15 protein-coding genes are annotated in these 14,843 nt (G+C 52.9%); 2 read left to right on the top strand and 13 right to left on the bottom strand.

From position 1 onward, the window contains the following. Positions 1-7 precede the first annotated feature (7 nt). From mrdB to OGX67_RS22380, 5 genes are all read right to left on the bottom strand, one after another. Positions 8-1,120, bottom strand: a complete 1,113-nt coding sequence (gene mrdB / locus OGX67_RS22360) for a peptidoglycan glycosyltransferase MrdB (RefSeq protein ID WP_003022718.1) — start codon at positions 1,118-1,120, stop codon at positions 8-10. 2 nt (positions 1,121-1,122) lie between these two features. Further along, positions 1,123-3,024: a peptidoglycan DD-transpeptidase MrdA gene (gene mrdA / locus OGX67_RS22365; RefSeq protein ID WP_057063295.1), complete on the bottom strand. Its 1,902-nt coding sequence runs from the start codon at positions 3,022-3,024 to the stop codon at positions 1,123-1,125. Positions 3,025-3,054: 30 nt separating this feature from the next. Then, a complete protein-coding gene (gene rlmH, locus OGX67_RS22370; protein WP_003022725.1) occupies positions 3,055-3,522 on the bottom strand; it encodes a 23S rRNA (pseudouridine(1915)-N(3))-methyltransferase RlmH in 468 nt (155 codons plus the stop codon). A gap of 3 nt (positions 3,523-3,525) precedes the next feature. After that, entirely contained in the window at positions 3,526-3,843 is a 318-nt protein-coding gene (gene rsfS, locus OGX67_RS22375) for a ribosome silencing factor (RefSeq protein WP_003022728.1), read from the bottom strand. Positions 3,844-4,097: 254 nt separating this feature from the next. Beyond that, complete coding sequence (locus OGX67_RS22380; RefSeq protein ID WP_268043530.1) at positions 4,098-4,709, bottom strand: adenosylcobalamin/alpha-ribazole phosphatase; 612 nt, start codon at positions 4,707-4,709, stop codon at positions 4,098-4,100. A 96-nt stretch (positions 4,710-4,805) separates the two neighbouring features. Here OGX67_RS22380 and cobD point away from each other — a divergent pair, with 96 nt between their 5' ends. Then, positions 4,806-5,900 carry a threonine-phosphate decarboxylase CobD gene (gene cobD, locus OGX67_RS22385; RefSeq protein WP_257651741.1) on the top strand — a complete coding sequence of 365 codons (1,095 nt, stop codon included), beginning with the start codon at positions 4,806-4,808 and terminating at the stop codon, positions 5,898-5,900. Here cobD and nadD read toward each other — a convergent pair. The 4 genes from nadD to leuS are packed head-to-tail and all read right to left on the bottom strand — an operon-like array spanning position 5,875 to position 10,745. Then, the gene (gene nadD / locus OGX67_RS22390; protein WP_003022738.1) at positions 5,875-6,516 is read right to left on the bottom strand and encodes a nicotinate-nucleotide adenylyltransferase; all 642 of its coding nucleotides are present in this window, start codon (positions 6,514-6,516) and stop codon (positions 5,875-5,877) included. The two genes, cobD and nadD, sit on opposite strands and share 26 nt — an antisense overlap. Position 6,517: 1 nt before the next feature. Next, positions 6,518-7,549, bottom strand: a complete 1,032-nt coding sequence (holA, locus tag OGX67_RS22395) for a DNA polymerase III subunit delta (RefSeq protein WP_003022740.1) — start codon at positions 7,547-7,549, stop codon at positions 6,518-6,520. Beyond that, entirely contained in the window at positions 7,549-8,148 is a 600-nt protein-coding gene (gene lptE, locus OGX67_RS22400) for an LPS assembly lipoprotein LptE (protein WP_257651740.1), read from the bottom strand. The genes holA and lptE overlap by 1 nt, the downstream gene beginning before the upstream one ends. Before the next feature lie 14 nt (positions 8,149-8,162). Further along, on the bottom strand, positions 8,163-10,745 hold the full coding sequence (gene leuS / locus OGX67_RS22405) for a leucine--tRNA ligase (protein ID WP_048998184.1): 2,583 nt from the start codon (positions 10,743-10,745) through the stop codon (positions 8,163-8,165). A 235-nt stretch (positions 10,746-10,980) separates the two neighbouring features. Here leuS and OGX67_RS22410 point away from each other — a divergent pair, with 235 nt between their 5' ends. Beyond that, complete coding sequence (locus OGX67_RS22410) at positions 10,981-11,463, top strand: zinc ribbon-containing protein (protein ID WP_003022748.1); 483 nt, start codon at positions 10,981-10,983, stop codon at positions 11,461-11,463. Positions 11,464-11,559: 96 nt separating this feature from the next. On the opposite strand, the gene rihA is transcribed toward OGX67_RS22410, so the two are convergent. From rihA to gltJ, 4 genes are all read right to left on the bottom strand, one after another. Continuing rightward, positions 11,560-12,495, bottom strand: coding sequence for a pyrimidine-specific ribonucleoside hydrolase RihA (gene rihA / locus OGX67_RS22415; RefSeq protein ID WP_204583890.1), 936 nt, complete (start codon positions 12,493-12,495; stop codon positions 11,560-11,562). Between the two features lie 116 nt (positions 12,496-12,611). After that, the gene (gltL, locus tag OGX67_RS22420; protein ID WP_003022754.1) at positions 12,612-13,337 is read right to left on the bottom strand and encodes a glutamate/aspartate ABC transporter ATP-binding protein GltL; all 726 of its coding nucleotides are present in this window, start codon (positions 13,335-13,337) and stop codon (positions 12,612-12,614) included. Continuing rightward, entirely contained in the window at positions 13,337-14,011 is a 675-nt protein-coding gene (gene gltK / locus OGX67_RS22425; protein ID WP_003022757.1) for a glutamate/aspartate ABC transporter permease GltK, read from the bottom strand. The genes gltL and gltK overlap by 1 nt, the downstream gene beginning before the upstream one ends. After that, complete coding sequence (gltJ, locus tag OGX67_RS22430) at positions 14,011-14,751, bottom strand: glutamate/aspartate ABC transporter permease GltJ (protein ID WP_003022759.1); 741 nt, start codon at positions 14,749-14,751, stop codon at positions 14,011-14,013. Before gltJ ends, gltK begins: the two co-directional genes overlap by 1 nt. Between the last annotated feature and the right edge of the window lie 92 nt (positions 14,752-14,843).

Consider the following 14,843-nt stretch of genomic DNA (forward strand, 5'->3'; position numbering starts at 1 on the left):
GTACCCCTTACACGCTTTTCGACAACATTTTTCTATGGGTGTGGATCGACATAACAATCCCGAACCCGGCCATCAGCACGATAAGTGCCGAGCCTCCGTAACTGACCAGTGGGAGAGGAACGCCAACCACGGGCAGAATACCGCTCACCATACCAATATTTACGAAGACATAAACGAATAATATCAACATTAAACCACCTGCCATGACGCGACCAAAGGTGGTTTGCGCGTGGGCAGCGATCCATAATCCGCGCATAATCAGCAAAATGTACAGCGCAAGCAGAATTAAGATCCCTACCAGACCCAGCTCTTCTGCTAATACCGCGAAGATAAAGTCCGTGTGACGTTCGGGTAAAAATTCAAGCTGCGACTGCGTACCGTGCAGCCAGCCCTTGCCGCGTAGACCGCCGGAGCCAATAGCAATTTTAGACTGAATAATATGATATCCCGCACCCAGTGGATCGGTTTCTGGATCGAGCAACATCATGACGCGCTGACGCTGGTAATCATGCATCAGGAAGAACCACAGTATCGGGATAAACGCCGCAACCAGAACCACCGCAACACCGATTAAACGCCAGCTTAAACCAGAAAGGAACAGAACAAACAGACCGGAAAGGGCGACCAGTATTGAGGTACCGAGGTCAGGCTGAGCGGCCACCAGCAGGGTGGGCATAAATATCAGCACCAGTGCAATGGCGGTATTTTTTAGCGATGGCGGGCAAACATCACGGTTGATGAAGCGTGCGACCATCAGCGGCACGGCAATCTTGGCAATTTCGGAAGGCTGAAAACGCACAATACCCAAATCCAGCCAGCGCTGCGCCCCTTTGGATATCGCGCCGAAGGCATCTACCGCCACCAACAGGATGATGCAGAATATATAGAGATAGGGTGCCCAGCCTTCATAAACCCGGGGCGGGATTTGCGCCATCACCACCATGATGACCAGGCCCATTGCGATCTGGCCGACCTTGCGCTCCATCATGCCGATATCCTGGCCGCTGGCACTCCAGATGACTAGCGAGCTGTAAACCAGCAGCGCCAGCAAAATAAGCAACATCGTGGGATCGATGTGGATTTTGTCCCAGAATGTTTTTTTGTTCGGATTATCCGTCACGATTATTGGTCCTCCGCTGCTGCAACCGCGGGGTTTTCTGCAGGCAGATTGGTGTTGTTGTCGCCCAACATAATGTGGTCAAGGATCTGGCGCATAATGGTACCCACAGCCGGGCCCGCGCCACCGTTTTCAAGGATTATGGCGACAGCAACCTGGGGCTTATCATAGGGTGCGAAGGCTGTCATCAGCTTGTGGTCACGTAAGCGCTCGGCGATCTTGTGCGCGTTATAGGTTTCATTGGCTTTCAGGCCAAAGACCTGGGCAGTACCGGATTTCGCCGCAATTTTGTAAGGTGCGCCAGCGAAATACTTGTGCGCAGTACCGTTAGGACGGTTTGCTACACCGTACATACCGTCTTTTGCGATTTCCCAGTAACCGGAATGAATGTCACCAACGGGGGGTTCGTGTGGCTGTACCCACGGTACTTGCTTGCCGTTTTCTGCCGTACTCATCAGCAGATGCGGGACTTTTACCAAACCGTCGTTGATAAGGATCATCAGCGCTTTACTCATCTGGATAGGGGTTGCCGTCCAGTAACCCTGACCGATGCCGACCGGAATGGTATCACCCTGGTACCATGGTTTTTTAAACCGTTTTTGCTTCCACTCGCGGGTTGGCATGTTTCCCGCGCGCTCTTCGGCAAGATCGATGCCCGTATATTGGCCGTAGCCAAACTTGCTCATCCACTCTGAAAGTCGGTCTATCCCCATATCATAGGCGATTTGATAGAAAAACGTATCCGCCGACTCTTCCAGAGAACGGGTGATGTTCAGATGGCCGTGCCCCCATTTTTTCCAGTCACGGTAACGTTTTTCAGAGCCCGGTAATTGCCACCAACCTGGATCGAACAGACCAGTATTGCGGGTGATGACACCTGCACTTAATGCAGAAACTGCGACGTAAGGTTTAACTGTCGAAGCCGGTGGGTAAACACCCTGCGTGGCGCGGTTAACCAATGGGGTGTTCGGGTCATTGAGCAACCCAGAGTAATCTTTACTGGAGATACCATCGACAAACAGGTTCGGGTCGTAGCTCGGCATGGACACCAGCGCGAGAACGCCGCCGGTACGCGGGTCGGTAACCACCACGGCGGCGCGACTGCCTGCCAGCAGCGTTTCAATGTACTGCTGGAGTTTCAAATCGAGGGTGAGATAGATATCGTGCCCGGCCTGCGGCGCCACTTCTTTCAGCTGGCGAATGACGCGGCCGCGGTTGTTCACCTCAACCTCTTCATAACCGGTCTGGCCGTGAAGTACATCTTCGTAATAACGTTCAATACCCAGCTTGCCGATGTCGTGCGTCGCCGCGTAGTTAGCCAGTTTGCCGTCTTTGTCCAGGCGGTCTACGTCTTTATCGTTGATTTTTGATACGTAGCCAATGACATGGGTCAGCGCAGAGCCGTAGGGGTAGTAGCGGCGTTTATAACCTTTAACTTCGACGCCAGGAAAGCGATATTGATTAACGGCAAAGCGTGCGACCTGAACTTCACTCAGGTTAGTTTTTACCGGAATGGATGTGAAACGGTGTGAACGGGCGCGCTCTTTTTTAAAGGCGGCAATGTCATCGTCCGTCAGGTCTACGACGTTACGCAGAGCGTCGAGGGTATCCTGAACGTTGTCGACCTTTTCTGGCATCATTTCTATCTGATAAATGGTGCGGTTAAGGGCGAGCGGGATTCCGTTACGGTCATAAATGATGCCGCGACTGGGGGCAATAGGCACCAGTTTGATGCGGTTTTCGTTCGAGCGGGTCTGATAATCAGTAAAGCGAACGATTTGCAGATTATAAAGGTTGGCGATCAGCACGCCGGTGAGCAGCAAAATCCCCAAAAAAGCGACCAGCGCCCGGCGCACAAATAGCGCGGACTCAGCCGAATAGTCGCGAAAAGAATTCTGTAGTTTCATCCGCTGCTTAATCTACTCAAGAATCAATGATCACTCACGGTGATAAGGATGGTTGGTGGTAATGCTCCACGCCCTGTACAGACTCTCCGCAACCAGAACCCGAACAAGAGGGTGAGGAAGGGTTAACGCTGAGAGTGACCAGCTTTGTTCTGCTGCTGCTTTACAGGCAGGAGAAAGACCTTCCGGCCCACCAATCAACAAACTGACGTCACGACCGTCCAGTTTCCAGCGTTCCAGTTCGGTCGCCAACTGCGGCGTGTCCCAGGGTTTGCCAGGGATATCAAGGGTGACGATGCGGTTTTTGCCTGCGGCAGCCAGCATCTGTTCACCCTCTTTGTCGAGAATGCGTTTAATATCCGCGTTCTTGCCGCGTTTTCCTGCCGGGATTTCGATCAGCTCAAAGGGCATATCTTTCGGAAACCGACGGAGATACTCCGTAAAACCGGTTTGCACCCAGTCAGGCATTTTCGTACCCACAGCGACAAGTTGCAGCTTCACGCATTAACTCCAGAGTTTTTCCAGTTCATACAGGCGACGGCTTTCTTCCTGCATCACGTGGACAATCACATCACCGAGGTCAACGACGATCCAGTCTGCGACGTTCTCGCCTTCTACGCCGAGCGGCAGCAGACCAGCAGTGCGGGACTCCTGAACAACGTGGTCTGCGATAGACATTACATGACGGCTGGACGTGCCAGTACAGATAATCATGCAATCAGTGATGCTGGATTTGCCCTGAACGTCTAAGGCGATGATGTCTTGACCTTTCAGGTCATCAATTTTGTCGATTACAAAATCCTGAAGTGCTTTACCCTGCAAGTGTTCCCCCTGGGTGAAAAGAGTTAAAAACGTCTGTTAGTATACCTGAACCAGAGGCGATATCGGGACAAATGTCTCCGAAAGCGCTTGTGAAGTGCGCTATCATCCCACCCCACGCCGCAGAATGCATCGCCATTTTTGTAAAACAATTTCTGCAAAGCTCTGAAGGGCGGGAAAAGTCAGGTTGCGGAGAATAACAGCCTGTCATGGGGTGTCAATGGGAGAGAAGCCCTTCGGCAGAAAAAACAGTGCTTTCACTCTCCGTCGTGCCATACAGCCCGGCTGTTAAGTACTTTCAGAACCGCAAAATCGTCGCAAAAATCAATCACGCTCCAGCAACCTTGTTCGACGCGAAAATGCCACATTGCTGCTGCCGGCATGGACAACAAACGGGCGATCAACACGCTCAATACACCCTGATGGCTCACCACCAGCAGGTTTTGGCACATTTTGTAATCATCGAGTTGAGCAATGAAGCGTTCCACGCGCAGGGAAAATGCCTGAAAACCTTCGCCATTAGTGGGCGTCGCGTTCTGCCAGTCGTTACACCACACGGCGTAGTTTTCGGCGTCTTCGCGCGCCAGATCGCGATGGTGGCGCATTTCCCAGTCGCCAAAAAACATCTCATTGAGCTCAGGCATGTTACGCACAGGAATCTCGCGATCGCCTAAGATCAACTGCGTTGTATGGCGGGCGCGCTCCAGCTCGCTGCACAGAACGTTGTCGACAGGCACATCGCGTAACAGCGTACTCAGCGTTTGCGCCTGAGCTATTCCCCGTTCTGTTAGTGGTGTGGGAGCGTGGCCGCTATATAAACCCGCGACGTTGGCTTCGGTTTCGCCATGACGTACCAACCAGAGTCTCATTTTTTCCTCTTGGGGTTATTCGCACAAAACATGATGTTTGCCCTGATTGCGCAGAGATTTTTCACTAAAATACCTTTTTTTACGTGGAGCGGCACGATGTCTTTATTGAAGAGCGCGCATGGTGGTAATACCCGAGAAGCCGCCGAACTGTTGGGCGTCTCGCCTGAGCAATTGCTGGATTTTAGCGCGAATATTAATCCGCTGGGTATGCCAGCAGGTTTAAAACGCTCAATTATCGACAATATGGACTGCGCGGAGCGTTACCCGGATGTCGATTACGCTAAACTGCATGCAGCGCTGGCGGAGCATCATCAGATTCCGGCCTCGTGGATCCTGGCCGGAAACGGTGAGACCGAGTCTATTTTTACCCTGGTAGATGGCCTGAAGCCACGCCACGCGATGATCGTGACGCCTGGGTTTGCTGAATATCGTCGGGCGCTACAATGGGGAGACTGTACGATCCATGAGTTTGCGCTGCGCGAAGACGATGGCTGGCAGCTTACCGATGCGATCCTCGATGCGTTAACCTCAGAGCTGGACTGCCTGTTTCTCTGCACCCCCAACAACCCCACCGGGTTATTACCGGATAACCGCCTGCTACGTGAGATTGCCTCACGTTGTGAGCGGTTTGGGATCAATCTGATCCTTGATGAAGCGTTTATCGATTTTATTGCCGGGGAGCCGGGGTTTATTCCGCTACTTCGGGATAACCCGCATATTTGGGTGCTGCGCTCGCTCACCAAGTTCTATGCGATACCGGGGCTGCGTCTGGGGTATCTGGTCAACAGTAACGAGCAGGCCGTTGTACAAATGCGCAGCCGACAAATGCCGTGGTCAATTAATGCGTTTGCTGCTCTGGCTGGCGAGATTATTTTACGCGACAGCGCTTATCAGCAGGCGACGTGGAAATGGCTGGAACAAGAGGGAGCGCGGTTTGAGCAGCAGCTACAAAACCTGCCCGGCCTGACGGTGTATCCCGGCCAGGCAAATTATCGTTTATTACGCTGCGATCGCGCGGATATTGATTTGCAACGGATGTTGCTGGAACAGCATGTCTTGATTCGCAGTTGTGCCAATTACCCTGGGTTGGACGCGCGTTATTACCGAGTTGCTGTTCGCAGTCAGGAAGAAAATGACCGCCTGCTGGCGGCATTAAACAACACGCTTAGCGGTACAACCCCTGCTGATTAATATAGTCAAGCACTGCGCCTGGCATCAGGTCGTCGCACGGCTCGCCTTTTTCCAGTCGCTCGCGAATGAGCGTGGCGGAGATGTTGAACCACGGCGTTTCGGCCAGGTAGATTTTCCCGCAAGGCAGGTTGTGCAGGTCATCCGGCGAATGAGTCAGGTGATCTTCCAGCCATTGCTGGTGCTTTTCCTGCGTCATTTCGAGAGGATAACCTGGACGTCGGCATACGATGAGATGGGTATTATCCAGAATCGTGTGGTAGTCGTGCCAGGAAGGGAAGGTCAGCAGCGAATCCTGACCAATGATAAACGCTAACGGCACATTCGGGCCTTGTTCCTCGCGCCACTCTTTTAGCGTTTGCGCGGTGTAGGAGGCCGTGTCGCGTTTCAGTTCGCGTTCATCCAGGGAAAACAGCGGTTTATCAGCAATGGCCAGTTCAACCATGCGCTTACGTTGCTCACCGGACGCTTCAGGCTGCGCACGATGCGGCGGCACGTTATTGGGCATGATGATGACCCGGGAAAGACCAATCAGATTCGCCAGAATTTCAACCGGTTTAAGATGACCATAATGCACCGGATCAAAGGTGCCGCCGAACAGAGCCTGCAATGATTTCATATCAACCATCAATAAAAACATCGGCCAGTGATTTATGGCAGAGCAAAAGGGACAGTCCCTCAAGTTCCGCCCACACTGACTGACCATAGTCTTGTTTAAGCGTAATTTCCGTACGCGTTAACAGCGTTACCGCCTGACGCAGCTGCGCCGGGTTCAGCCGGTTTAGCGCATCACCCATCATGCCTCGGCGATTTTGCCACACCCGGTGTTTATCAAACAACGTGCGCAAGGGGGTATTCGCCGACTGCCGTTTTAGGTTGACCAGCAACAGCAATTCACGCTGTATCGTACGCAGCAAAATAACCGGCTCACTGCCTTCCAGACGTAGCTGTTGCAGAATGTGCAGCGCGCGTTTGCTTTTGCCCATCAGCAGCGCATCCACCCAGTGGAACGGGGTAAAGTGCGCCGCATCGTTAACGGCTTTTTCTACGCGAGGCAGCGTTAGTTTGCCATCAGGCCAAAGCAATGCTAACCGTTCCAGCGCTTGCGCCAGTGCTAACAGGTTACCTTCATAGCAATAGCACAACAGCTGATTGGCTGCGTCATCCAGTTGCAGGTTATTGAGTTTAGCCCTCGCGGCGACCCAACGCGGGAGCTGTGCTTGCTCCGGCGTCTGGCAGCTGACCTGCACCGCATTATTGGCAAGTCCGGTATACCATGCGGCGTTTTCCTGCGCTTTAGTCAGCTTGTTACCACGAACAATCAGCAGCAGGTCGTTATGTAGCAGTGTGACGAGTGAAGCGAGCTGTTCGTTAATGGCGGCATTGGGGCCATTTTCAGGCAGTTGCAGGAGCAGGGTTTGACGGTTGGCAAACAGGCTCATCGCCTGGCAGAGTGAAAAAATCTCTCCCCAGTCGGTGCTGTTGTCCAGAGTGAAGGCGTGGTGTTCTTCGAACCCTTGTGTGGCAGCAGCCTGACGGATGGCATCCTGGCTTTCCTGCAATAAGAGGGGATCGTTACCTAAGAGCAAATACGCCGCGCGCAGCCCTTCATTGAGCTGTGCGCGGAGTTGTTCAGGGTACAACTTGAGCATCAGTTACCCAGCGTGGTGGAGACACGCGCCGGAGATGACGCAGGCTCTGCGGCTTTTGTCGCAGCTGGCTTAGCATTATCATCAGCATTGGATGACAGAGTATCAGCCAGATGTACGCTTGGCAGCTTACGAATTAACTGTTCAGCCGCTTTGTCATACATCTCTTTTACGATCATCTCCTGCTCGTTATCCTTCGCCAGTGCAGCCTGTGGGTTGTCAAAGAACGAACGATAAACTTTTGCGCTGATAGGGTAAATATCATGTCCTGGAATCAGCACGGTAGCGCTTACGGACATCACCATCTGGTATTCAGCTGTTTGACCGTTCTGGAATACCGACGCCGTATCCTGCGAAATGCTGACCGCGCCAAGACGTAAAGACGTCACATCTTTACGCATTGTACCGTCTTCAAGCAGCGTCACACCGTTCAGACGCAGCTGGTTACGGACCGCACGGCTTAACGGGCCGTTCGGATCGCCAGAGTTCAGGATCATGGTTTTCATTGAGGGTGGAACCTGCGTAGTACTACGCAGATGCCAGCCACACCCGGCGGTGACAAGCACCGCCAGAGATAACAACAATGTTGTCAGAAGTCGCACGCTTCCTCCCGCGCTTAGCCAACGACCAGATTGAGGAGTTTACCCGGTACATAAATCACTTTACGTACGGTAACGCCATCAAGATATTTTGCCACCAGATGCTCCTGGCCAGCACGTTCACGAACCTGTTCTTCTGTCGCATTTACCGGAACGGTAATTTTGCCACGGACTTTACCGTTCACCTGAACAACAACCAACGTCGAGTCTTCAACCATTGCGGCTTCGTCAGCTACCGGCCACGGTGCGTTGTCGATATCGCCTTCACCTTTCAGCGCCTGCCACATCGTGAAGCAAACGTGTGGGGTGAACGGGTTCAGCATGCGAACGACGGCCAGTAACGCTTCCTGCATCAGGGCTCTGTCTTGTTCGTCTTCCTGCGGTGCTTTCGCCAGCTTGTTCATCAACTCCATAATCGCCGCAATTGCGGTGTTAAAGGTCTGACGACGGCCGATATCATCGGTCACTTTAGCAATGGTTTTGTGCACGTCGCGACGCAGCGCTTTTTGGTCTTCGCTCAACACATCAACGTTCAGTTCAGCGACATCACCTTTGGAGGTATGTTCGTAAACCAGCTTCCAGACACGTTTCAGGAAGCGGTTCGCCCCTTCAACGCCGGATTCTTGCCATTCCAGCGTCATATCAGCCGGAGAAGCGAACATCATGAACAGACGTACGGTGTCGGCGCCGTAACGTTCAACCATAACCTGCGGGTCGATACCGTTATTTTTCGACTTGGACATTTTGCTCATGCCGGTATACACCAGTTCATGGCCTTCTGCGTCCTGAGCTTTGACGATACGACCTTTCTCGTCGCGCTCAACGATGGCATCAACCGGAGAAACCCAGTTACGCTCACCGTTTGCACCAACGTAATAGAACGCATCGGCCAGCACCATACCCTGGCACAGCAGCTGTTTAGCCGGTTCGTCAGAGTTGACCATACCCGCATCGCGCATCAGCTTGTGGAAGAAGCGGAAGTAGAGCAGGTGCATGATGGCGTGTTCAATACCACCAATGTAGATATCAACCGGAAGCCAGTAGTTTGCAGCTTCTGGATCCAGCATCCCTTCGTTGTACTGCGGGCAGGTGTAGCGCGCGTAGTACCAGGAGGATTCCATAAAAGTATCGAAAGTGTCGGTTTCGCGCAGTGCAGGCATGCCGTTAACGGTGGTTTTTGCCCACTCCGGATCGGCTTTGATTGGGCTGGTAATACCATCCATAACCACGTCTTCCGGCAGAATAACCGGCAACTGGTCTTCTGGCGTCGGCAGTACGGTACCGTCTTCCAATGTCACCATCGGAATCGGCGCGCCCCAGTAACGCTGACGGGAAACACCCCAGTCACGCAGACGGTAGTTCACTTTACGCTCACCCACGCCAAGAGCCACCAGCTTGTCAGCAATGGCATTGAAGGCTGCTTCGAAGTCGAGGCCGTCAAACTCACCGGAGTTAAACAGCACCCCTTTTTCGGTCAGAGCTTGTTCGGACAGATCCGGCTCTGCGCCTTCAGCGGTCAGAATTACAGGCTTGATGGTCAGGCCATATTTAGTCGCAAACTCGTAATCGCGCTGATCGTGCCCCGGAACGGCCATGACTGCGCCCGTACCGTATTCCATCAGGACGAAGTTTGCTGCCCAAACCGGGATCTCTTCGCCAGTCAGCGGGTGAACGGCTTTAAAGCCCGTGTCGACGCCTTTCTTCTCCATGGTTGCCATTTCGGCTTCAGCAACCTTGGTGTTGCGGCATTCGTCAATGAAGGCGGCCAGTTCCGGGTTATTTGCAGCGGCTTTCTGCGCCAGCGGGTGACCTGCGGCAACGGCCAGATAGGTCGCACCCATAAAGGTGTCCGGACGGGTTGTGTAAACGGTCAGCGTGTTGTCGTAATCGTTCACATCGAAGGTGATTTCTACGCCTTCAGAACGGCCAATCCAGTTGCGCTGCATCGTTTTCACGGTGTCAGGCCAGTGATCCAGGTTATCCAGGTCACGCAGCAGTTCGTCAGCGTAAGCGGTGATTTTGATGAACCACTGCGGGATCTCTTTACGCTCGACTTTGGTATCACAACGCCAGCAGCATCCGTCGATAACCTGTTCGTTCGCCAGTACGGTCTGGTCATTCGGGCACCAGTTGACAGCAGACGTTTTCTTGTACACCAGGCCTTTTTTGTATAGCTCGGTGAAGAATTTCTGTTCCCAACGGTAATATTCCGGGGTGCAGGTCGCCAGCTCACGGCTCCAGTCGTAACCGAAACCCAGCATTTTGAGCTGGTTTTTCATGTATGCGATGTTGTCGTACGTCCACGGTGCTGGTGCGGTGTTGTTTTTAACCGCAGCCCCTTCTGCTGGCAGACCGAACGCATCCCAGCCAATTGGCTGCAGTACGTTTTTGCCCAGCATGCGCTGGTAGCGGGCGATCACGTCACCGATGGTGTAGTTACGTACGTGGCCCATGTGTAGTCGACCAGAAGGATAGGGAAGCATAGACAGGCAGTAATACTTCTCTTTGCTCTCGTCTTCGGTAACTTCAAATGTGCGCTTCTCATCCCAGTGAAGCTGTACTTTGGATTCTATCTCTTCCGGGCGGTATTGCTCTTGCATGGCAGCCAGTGGTCCTGTTTTCAATACAGCTACAAACGTAGCTCTAGATGTGGTGTTTCAGATCCGCATAGCATAGCCCAAACGCCCGCGCCAAAACAGCCTTTCGCGCATTCAGCGTTGAATTCCCGCAAGGATAATTCTTGCACGAATTTACACACTCTGTGGACAGTCTTGCAAAGCGTAGCGTAAATAACGTCTATTATTATAGACAGTTAACGACCCAGGAGGCGAAGCGATGAACAAGGTTGCTCAATATTACCGTGAACTGGTAGCTTCACTGAGCGAACGTCTGCGTAATGGCGAACGCGATATCGATGCGTTGGTGGAGCAGGCGCGTCAACGAGTTATGCAGACCGGGGAGTTAACGCGAACCGAGGTGGAAGAGCTCACTCGGGCCGTCAGACGTGACCTGGAAGAGTTTGCTCTGAGCTATGAAGAAAGTCTCGATGAGGAGACAGACAGCGTCTTTATGCGGGTTATCAAGGAGAGTATCTGGCAGGAACTGGCCGATATTACCGATAAAACGCAGCTCGAATGGCGCGAAGTGTTCCAGGATCTCAGTCATCACGGTGTTTATCACAGCGGCGAGGTGGTCGGATTAGGTAATCTGGTCTGCGAGAAGTGCCACTTCCATTTAGCGGTTTACACCCCGGATGTGCTGCCGCTGTGTCCGAAATGCGGACACGATCAGTTTCAGCGCCGACCGTTTGAACCGTAATTGCTTATTGCCGGATGGCGACGCAAAGCGTCTTATCCGGCCTACAAATTGCACGATTTTGTAGGCCGGCTAAGCGTTAGTGCCATCCGGCGTGTATTAGGCGTAAAACTTCAGCCGTTCTGCCAGCAAATCGACAAATCCCTGGCGATCAACATCCACCATCACGGTGGCGTTTGGCTTATTGCCGCTCAGGAAGTAGTAGTCCACCACGGTCATTCCCTGGGTATATTTACCCTGAGTTTCCACGCCAACCCAGCGTTCAACGGTGGTAAACAGTTCAGGTTTCAGCAGCCAGGCAATGGTGCATGGGTCATGTAGCGGTGCACCGATGAATCCCCATTTTTCATCTTTGTGATATTCAAAGAAGAAATCGAGTAGTTCAGCAACGATCGTCGAAACAGGATTGCCGATAGCGCGGAACTGCTCGGTATCTTCACGATGTATTTGTGCTTTATGCGTGACGTCCAGCCCGGCCATCACCACCGGAATACCCGACTGGAATACGATCTCCGCGGCTTCGGGATCCACAAAGATGTTGAACTCGGCGGCGGGTGTCCAGTTTCCGAGGCCCATTGCACCACCCATAATCACGATACGGTCGATTTTGGCGTGCAGTCCAGGATGGCTATTCAGTAGCAATGCCACGTTAGTTTGCGGCCCGGTGGAGACAATCGTCATCGGTTCCGGGCTTTCACGCAGGGTTTTCGCCATCAGTTCCACAGCGGTACAGTCTTGTGGCGCAAAAGTGGGTTCCGGCAGCGCCGGACCATCCAGCCCACTCTCGCCATGGACGTTATCGGCGATAATCAGATCGCGCATCAGTGGTTTCATAGCGCCACCGGCGACGGGAATATCCGTACGCTTGAGCAACGTCAGCATGCGCAATACGTTACGCAGCGTTTTGTCGGGAGTCTGATTCCCGGCTGACGAGGTTATCGCTTTCACATCCAGTTCAGGTGAGGCGAGGGCGAGAACAATTGCGATAGCGTCGTCATGACCTGGATCGCAATCAAACAGGATCGGAAGTGCCATTGTTGCTCCTTGTAAGTGGGACTTTGTGACAAGGTTAACGCTGGGCTGTATGTGTTTCGAGAGGCGAAGGAATAAAGCGTGAGGTGGCGCGCACATGGAGATGCGCGCCAGCAAGATTAGTGCAGGATTTTCGCGAGGAAGTCTTTGGCGCGGTCCGATTTCGGATTAGCGAAGAACTCTTCTTTCGGTGAGTCTTCAACAATTTTTCCTTCATCCATGAAGATCACCCGGTTCGCCACTTTACGCGCAAAGCCCATTTCGTGGGTTACCACCATCATGGTCATCCCTTCATTGGCCAGTTCAACCATAACGTCCAGTACTTCGTTGATCATTTCAGGATCAAGCGCCGATGTCGGTTCGTCAAACAGCATGGCGATAGGATCCATACATAGTGCCCGGGCGATAGCGACACGCTGTTGCTGGCCCCCGGAGAGTTGGGCCGGGAACTTCTCGGCATGTGCTGACAGACCAACGCGTTCCAGTAACTTTTGCGCTTTGTCGCGGGCCGGCTTTTTATCGCGCTTAAGCACTTTTACCTGCGCCAAAGTAAGGTTCTCAATGATCGACAGATGCGGGAACAGTTCAAAGTGCTGGAACACCATACCAACACGAGAGCGCAGTTTGGCCAGATCGGTTTTTTTATCATTCACCACGGTACCATCAACGGTGATGACGCCCTGTTGCACCGGCTCCAGCCCGTTCACCGTTTTGATAAGCGTTGATTTACCTGAACCTGACGGGCCGCAAACCACCACCACTTCACCTTTTTTCACTTCCGTGGAGCAGTCGGTCAGCACCTGAAAGTGACCATACCATTTAGAAACATTTTTCAGGGTAATCATTAAACTGTCCTTTTCTTCAAATAGCTGACCAACAACGATGCGCTCAGACTGAATACAAAATAAACGGCGCCAGCAAACAGGATCATTTCAACCTGTGTGCCGTCACGCTCGCCAATGGTGGAGGCGGTACGGAAGAAGTCTGCCAGACTCAATACATAGACCAGCGAGGTATCCTGGAATAGTACGATGCCCTGGGTCAGCAGCAGTGGTACCATCGCGCGGAAGGCCTGTGGCAGAATGATCAGCTTCATCGACTGCCAGTGTGTCATCCCCAGCGCCAGCGCGGCGCTGGATTGCCCACGAGAAATACTCTGGATACCGGCACGGATAATCTCGGAATAGTACGCAGCTTCAAACATCGAAAACGCGACCATCGCTGAGATCAGGCGAATATCGGTTTTAGGCGACAGACCCAGTACGTTTTGCAAAAAGCCGGGCACAATCAGGTAGAACCACAGCAGCACCATGACCAGCGGAATAGAACGAAATACGTTGACGTAGCCTTTCGCAAACCAGGCAATCGGCGCGAAGCTGGACAGACGCATTACTGCAAGGATGGTTCCCCAGACAATACCAATGACGACTGCCGTAACGGTGATTTTCAGGGTGATGATCAGCCCGTCCAGCAGATACGGCAGGGAAGGGACGATAGAACTCCAGTCAAATTCGTACATTATTTGCCTCCCAAATTGCCAGGCAGGCGGATTTTGCGTTCGACGAGATTCATCACCAGCATGATGACGGCGTTAATCAGGACGTAGGCCAGCGTGATGGCGGTAAACGATTCCCATGCGTGGGCGGAGTAATCCAGTAGTTTTCCCGCCTGCGCCGCCATATCGACCAGGCCGATGGTGGAGGCGATCGCGGAGTTCTTCACCAGGTTCATCATCTCTGAGGTCATTGGCGGAACAATCACGCGGTATGCGTTTGGCAGCAGCACATAGCGGTAGGCCTGCGGCAAAGTCAGCCCCATCGCCAGCGCGGCGTTTTTTTGCCCGCGAGGCAGGGACTGAATCGCGGCGCGAACCTGCTCACAGACGCGCGCGGCGGTAAACAGCCCCAGACAAAGCATGGATGAGAGGAAGAACTGAATGTTGGGATCCAGTTCCGACTTGAACCACATGCCAATGTTTTCCGGCAGCAGTTCAGGAATGACCAGATACCAGGTAAAGAACTGAACGATGAGCGGAACGTTACGAAACAGCTCAACGTATAGCGTGCCGATCCCGGAAAGGAAACGATTTGGGACGGTACGTAAGATGCCGAATAAAGAGCCTATGAGGAAAGCGATAATCCAGGCAGTGATAGATAACGCGACCGTGACCTGGAAACCACTCCAGAGCCAGCCGAGATAGGTGGTGTTGCCGAACGGGGCCTGTTGTAAAAAAATACCCCAGTTCCAGTCTATAGACATAAATCTACTCCAGAAAAAAAAGGGTAGCAGCGCTACCCTCGAAGATTGTTATTCGGCGTTTTGCGGTTTTCAGGCCTGATGGGGAACGACCA

Source organism: Citrobacter sp. Cf118 (assembly GCF_030334095.1).
GTDB lineage: Bacteria > Pseudomonadota > Gammaproteobacteria > Enterobacterales > Enterobacteriaceae > Citrobacter > Citrobacter freundii.

Excerpts from the sequence above, each read along its gene's own strand:
- cobD (WP_257651741.1), top strand. The coding sequence starts at position 4,806 with ATGTCTTTATTGAAGAGCGCGCATGGTGGTAATACCCGAGAAGCCGCC.
- gltL (WP_003022754.1), bottom strand. The coding sequence starts at position 13,337 with ATGATTACCCTGAAAAATGTTTCTAAATGGTATGGTCACTTTCAGGTG.
- mrdA (WP_057063295.1), bottom strand. The coding sequence starts at position 3,024 with ATGAAACTACAGAATTCTTTTCGCGACTATTCGGCTGAGTCCGCGCTA.
- leuS (WP_048998184.1), bottom strand. The coding sequence starts at position 10,745 with ATGCAAGAGCAATACCGCCCGGAAGAGATAGAATCCAAAGTACAGCTT.
- holA (WP_003022740.1), bottom strand. The coding sequence starts at position 7,549 with ATGCTCAAGTTGTACCCTGAACAACTCCGCGCACAGCTCAATGAAGGG.
- OGX67_RS22410 (WP_003022748.1), top strand. The coding sequence starts at position 10,981 with ATGAACAAGGTTGCTCAATATTACCGTGAACTGGTAGCTTCACTGAGC.
- OGX67_RS22380 (WP_268043530.1), bottom strand. The coding sequence starts at position 4,709 with ATGAGACTCTGGTTGGTACGTCATGGCGAAACCGAAGCCAACGTCGCG.
- gltJ (WP_003022759.1), bottom strand. The coding sequence starts at position 14,751 with ATGTCTATAGACTGGAACTGGGGTATTTTTTTACAACAGGCCCCGTTC.
- gltK (WP_003022757.1), bottom strand. The coding sequence starts at position 14,011 with ATGTACGAATTTGACTGGAGTTCTATCGTCCCTTCCCTGCCGTATCTG.
- rihA (WP_204583890.1), bottom strand. The coding sequence starts at position 12,495 with ATGGCACTTCCGATCCTGTTTGATTGCGATCCAGGTCATGACGACGCT.
- nadD (WP_003022738.1), bottom strand. The coding sequence starts at position 6,516 with ATGAAATCATTGCAGGCTCTGTTCGGCGGCACCTTTGATCCGGTGCAT.